The sequence below is a fragment of the Bradyrhizobium sp. Ec3.3 genome (genome assembly GCF_000472925.1).
Lineage (GTDB): Bacteria > Pseudomonadota > Alphaproteobacteria > Rhizobiales > Xanthobacteraceae > Bradyrhizobium.
Genome location: NZ_AXAS01000136.1, coordinates 1 through 4,155, shown reverse-complemented (window position 1 = coordinate 4,155; position 4,155 = coordinate 1). Strand labels below are relative to the sequence as shown.

The 4,155-nt window shown below is 58.7% G+C and carries 3 protein-coding genes and 1 pseudogene; 1 reads left to right on the top strand and 3 read right to left on the bottom strand.

Annotation, left to right across the window (positions count from 1 at the left end; translation table 11 throughout):
- Window positions 1-94: 94 nt before the first annotated feature.
- A pseudogene (locus tag YUU_RS54485) lies at window positions 95-799 on the top strand (integrase core domain-containing protein).
- A gap of 146 nt (window positions 800-945) precedes the next feature.
- Here the strand turns inward: YUU_RS54485 and YUU_RS0145555 are convergent.
- The 3 genes from YUU_RS0145555 to YUU_RS54475 form a co-directional block, all read right to left on the bottom strand.
- Entirely contained in the window at window positions 946-1,944 is a 999-nt protein-coding gene (locus tag YUU_RS0145555) for an NADPH:quinone oxidoreductase family protein (RefSeq protein ID WP_027528080.1), read from the bottom strand.
- A gap of 131 nt (window positions 1,945-2,075) precedes the next feature.
- Window positions 2,076-2,810, bottom strand: a complete 735-nt coding sequence (locus tag YUU_RS54480; protein ID WP_063621866.1) for a hypothetical protein — start codon at window positions 2,808-2,810, stop codon at window positions 2,076-2,078.
- A 274-nt stretch (window positions 2,811-3,084) separates the two neighbouring features.
- A partial coding sequence (locus YUU_RS54475) for an IS5 family transposase (RefSeq protein WP_035665210.1) occupies window positions 3,085-4,155 on the bottom strand: 1,071 nt, incomplete at its 5' end.

The window sequence follows — 4,155 nt, the reverse complement described above, 5'->3', positions numbered from 1 at the left end:
ACAGGCGACCTGTTCGCCGTCAGGGCTTGTGAGACACATTGAAGGGTTTTGCGGAGGGAGGATTTCTGGTTCATCGTAGCCACCAGGAGCGAAGATGAAGCAGAAATCCGGACCGGGCAAAGCGCCGGCAGAACAAGTGCTCAAGGACATTCGGCGCCAGACACGCCGGCATATTCGGCGGAAGAGAAGATCCGTATCGTGCTGGAAGGACTGCGGGGCGAGGAGAATATCTCCGAGCTCTGCCGGCGCGAGGGCATTGCCGCCTCAATGTACTATGGCTGGTCCAAGGAGTTCCTCGAAGTCGGTAAACGTCGTCTCGCGCTACATCGTCGCTTGGCGGCTTGGTCCCACGATGGCTGCCTCCGACGTCACGGCCACGCTCGACCAGGCACTCCTGGCCTCTGAGCTCGACCGCGTCACTCACCGGCCGAGGCTCCTAAGCGACAATGGTTCGAGTTACGTGGCAGATGATCTGGCCAGGTGGCTCGAGAAGAAGGGCATGCAACATGTGCGCGGCGCTCCGTATCATCCCCAGACCCAGGGAAAGATCGAGCGCTGGCACCAGACCCTCAAGAACCGCATTCTGCTCGACAACTACTACCTGCCCGGCGACCTCGAACGGCAGGTACGGGCCTTCGTCGAACACTACAATCACGTCCGCTATCACGAGAGCATCGACAACCTCACTCCTGCCGATGTCTACTTCGGCAGGGCTGAGGCAATCCTCGCCGAGCGAAAACGCATCAAGCGCAATACCATCGCAAACCGCCGCTTGCAGCATCAATTGCAAGCAACTTAAACTCTAACCCGGGCGACTAGTGAAACTCGACTTGCCGTTCCGGTAGTCCAGCGCCCCTGCCCGCGCTGGCGGCGTCGTCCGAAACTATCTTTGCTCCACGTGCCTTACCTTACTATGTCTAGCTCGCTCGAATGCCGTAGCCAATTTCAATCGATATTGATGACGATCTTCCCCATTGCCTTTCGAGCGGCCAATTTAGCAATGGCGTCGCCAGCCTCCGTCAAAGGGAACCGCTCTGAAATGCAAGGTCGTAGCTTGCCGTTGTTGTACCACTCGAGCAACTCGCCTGCGCTTCGACTAAGATGATCACCACTACGATCAAGCCACGGTCCCCAGAATACCCCGACAATCTGGCAAGACTTAAGCAAGGGGAGATTGAGCGGAATCTGTGGGACGCCTGCAGCAAATCCTACAACAAGGAAACGACCGTCCCAAGCTATCGCGCGCAACGCCGCCTCTGAATAATCGCCGCCTACGACATCACATACAACGTGAGCGCCGTCGGGGCCGCACGCCTCCTTGAGAAGGCGAGCGGCCTCTCTGCGGGAAATTGGATTAAACGGCGCAGTTGGGTATATCACTACGCGAGCTGCTCCGCGTTCTCGAACTAGTGTCGCTTTCTCAGTTGTAGAAACTGCGGCCACAATGCGAGCGCCTAACGCTCTTCCAATTTCAATTGCGGCGAGGCCGACGCCGCCAGCTGCTCCAAGCACAAGCAGCGTCTCGCCGCTTCTCAGAGCAGCCTTCTCCTTTAACGCGTAGTAGGCCGTACCATAGGTGAGCATGAACGCCGAGGCTTCATCAAACGGCATTTTGTCCGGCATTACTACGCAACGGCCTGCGTCTATTGCAATCTTCTGCGCCATTGCTCCCCATCTGGAGAATCCCATCACGCGATCACCCACGCGAAACGAGCACACGCCGCTACCAATCGTTTCGACCACGCCAGAAAACTCGGCTCCGGGCGAAAACGGGCGTTTTGGCTTGAATTGATATTTGTCCTGTATTATCAGTGTATCCGGGAAGTTTACCCCACTTGCTTTAACGCGAACGATAATCTGACCGGCGGCAGCCACGGGATCATCAACCTCTTCTAGCGCCAGTGTCTCGGCGCCCCCGCTCGATCTACTCAAAATTGCCTTCATGCGTACTCCGTGGACAGAGGGTGGACGGTGCGCAGACCAGAGGAGCGTATGGGTGGCTAAGCCATCCTGCACCCTTCGATGTTCGGCGGGTTCCCGTGTTGCAGCGACAGCAATGTGACGCTAGCGCCAGCTTAAGCGGTGCCGGGTGATGTCGGAGAAAACGACGAGGTTGCGACCAGCTGACTGATGTCCCCAGATTCGACAAGGTTCCTTAACTCCTCGCCGGTGAGCCAAACAAGCCAATCGTCGTCCACAATACCATCTTCTATCAGCCGCAATGCGCTCCCGCCGGGCTCATAGTGTGCATATCCGTATACACTGCCCCGATCCAATCGTCGGCGCGCTACAAGCGCACATAAGAAGTCAGGAGCCCACATCGCAAAAGACACGCCACGTGCTATTCCTGCCATGATCTTGGGGAGGCCTTGCCCTCGGAAGTCTCTGCGGACCCAACGATCCCCCTGGTAGGCCACTCTTCCGGTCATCTTCTTCGCGCTCGCTGCTATGCAAGTACATCGGTCCTGAGTATGCGCATGTGCGGTTGGGTCGGCGTAAAACGCCTTCAGGGATTCAAGATGCTCTGCAAAGTTGCTGTGCGAAAGATCATACAATCGAGCAGCCTCTAAAAGTGCGACCTCATTATTGTTATCGACGCCCACCATCCAATACCCCTCGCCTGACTTAATTGGCGAGCGGTCGGGCCGGAAATTTGGATATGTCGGCCCCTTTGTTGGAGTGGCCTGTGTGATCGAGAGATACTCACTAAAATCAAATCCTATCGATAGCTTGATGCCTTTTTGTCTGGCGGCCAAGTCATACGATTGGATGAAGCGTGAGACATCTAACGGATTAACTACGCTTCTCATTACTGCACGCTCCTATCGTGATGAGCTGCGTCATAGCCTATTTGGCGAGTGTGTAACTGATCGTACAGCATTAATCGATGCATCGTTGGGCTACCAACTCTGGTGGGCGGTAGAGCGTTGACGATCGCCCTTCAGCAGCCGCCATGACCCGGAGGACGCGCCGTTATCGGCGCAGACAGCGCGTCATCTGATCCATTGAACAAACCCGGCCAGCTCCGCTGATCAGCCGTTGTTCACCAGGCGCAGTCCTACTCTCCTGTACTCGAGTCGTCCGTTAAGAAGCCGAATCGAGCGGGTGTAGAGTGACGATTGCGCGCCATAACGGGGTGAGGAAGAGGCACAAGAGTTCTCTGAGCCAGGCGAGGATGCGGCGGAAGTTGTGGCCGACGGCTGAGAGGATGACGTTGGCGGCGTCTCCTACGCGGCCTTTGAGGTGGCAGCGGCCGAGGTGACCTTCGGTCTTCATGTGCCCGATGATGGGCTCGATGGCGGAGCGGCGGCGCAGCTCGCGCTTGATGATGCCGAAGACGCCGCGCTTCTGGCCGGAGATGAAGACGCGCCGTGGGTTTTGTGCGTCGTGGCCGCGGTATCCCTTGTCGACATAGGCCCGCTCGATCGGACAGCCGGTGAGTGTCTCGGTGCAGTCAATGACGTCCCGCAGGGTATGACCGTCGTAGGGATTATCGGGCAGCGAGCGGGCGTGCAGCACGAACAGGCCGCCGGGAGCACGGCGGTTGTTGGTGACGATGGAGGCCTTCACGCCGAACTCGTAAGGGGCGGCGGCCTTGATGCACTCCACCTCCGGGGCATGGAAGGAGTAAAGCTTCCAGCCGCGCTGGCGCTGCTGCTGCGAGCGGATCTGCGCGGCCCGGCCGAGCGGAAGGGCGAACGCCTCCTCCAGCGCCGGCTGGCTCTCGATCTTGCGGCGAATGTCGCGAATGATCCGGCCCAGCCGGCTGCGCAGGATGCGCAACTGCCGCTGATGCCGCCTGAACTGTTTGGCGTGGGCGTATCGTCCCGCCATCATCGCGGCGGCCTTGGCCACACGAGAATAGGATTGCCGCAGCCTTACGCCGTGCCTCCTCGCCAGGCGATTGAGCCCCTTGATGGCCGCATGCAACAGCTTGGCATCGGTCGAAAAGGTGATGGCCTTCGGCTGCACCGTGGTGTCGACAGTGACGCGCTTGAGGTCCTGGCTGCGTAACGCGCCGGCTTCGTGCGCCACCCGCAGGCTCTCTGCCAGCAGCAACTCCAGCTTGTCGCCGAGCCGCTTGCGCCAATGGCTGAGGTCCGAGGGTTCGTGCGGAAAGGCGTGCTGGAAGAACTCTTCGCCGGTGAAGAACTG

What these genes read in the sequence shown, in the direction of transcription:
- YUU_RS0145555 (WP_027528080.1), bottom strand. Translation starts at nt 1,944, where the DNA reads ATGAAGGCAATTTTGAGTAGATCGAGCGGGGGCGCCGAGACACTGGCG.
- YUU_RS54480 (WP_063621866.1), bottom strand. Translation starts at nt 2,810, where the DNA reads ATGAGAAGCGTAGTTAATCCGTTAGATGTCTCACGCTTCATCCAATCG.